Here is a 551-nt window from a genome sequence, read left to right on the forward strand (position 1 = left end):
ACATTCGCCGAAAATTCGAATTTCTCAGTTAAGAGAACTCACAAATTTTACCTTAGCCTGATCCGTTACCAGTGAAAGTAACGTTCAGTCTATCTTTCTATCACATACCCAAATTTTTAAAGAACGATCTAATCAAAGACTAGAAATCAATATTCACTTCAGAATATTCATTTCTAAACTCTAATAGCAGAAGCAGTTAATGGTGGAGCCAAACGGGATCGAACCGTTGACCTCCTGCGTGCAAGGCAGGCGCTCTCCCAGCTGAGCTATGGCCCCATAACAAAATTGGTGGGTCTGGGCAGATTCGAACTGCCGACCTCACCCTTATCAGGGGTGCGCTCTAACCAACTGAGCTACAGACCCAATTTCGAGCGCGTAACTGATTAGCTAAGAGCTATCAGCTTGGAGCTTAAAGCTGCTTCTATCGTCTTCTTCAATGAATCAAGCAATTCGTGTGGGAACTTATGGAGCAGCTGATGTCGTCGATTAAGGAGGTGATCCAGCCGCAGGTTCCCCTACGGCTACCTTGTTACGACTTCACCCCAGTCATG

The 551-nt window shown here is 45.4% G+C and carries 2 tRNA genes and 1 rRNA gene; all 3 read right to left on the minus strand.

Features of this window, described 5'->3' with window-relative positions:
• Window positions 1-200: 200 nt before the first annotated feature.
• Window positions 201-276, minus strand: a tRNA-Ala gene (locus TX24_RS30120).
• Between the two features lie 10 nt (window positions 277-286).
• Window positions 287-363, minus strand: a tRNA-Ile gene (locus TX24_RS30125).
• Window positions 364-487: 124 nt separating this feature from the next.
• A 16S ribosomal RNA gene (locus TX24_RS30130) occupies window positions 488-551 on the minus strand; the annotation flags it as partial.

The sequence above is a fragment of the Pseudomonas lactis genome (genome assembly GCF_001439845.1).
Lineage (GTDB): Bacteria > Pseudomonadota > Gammaproteobacteria > Pseudomonadales > Pseudomonadaceae > Aquipseudomonas > Aquipseudomonas lactis.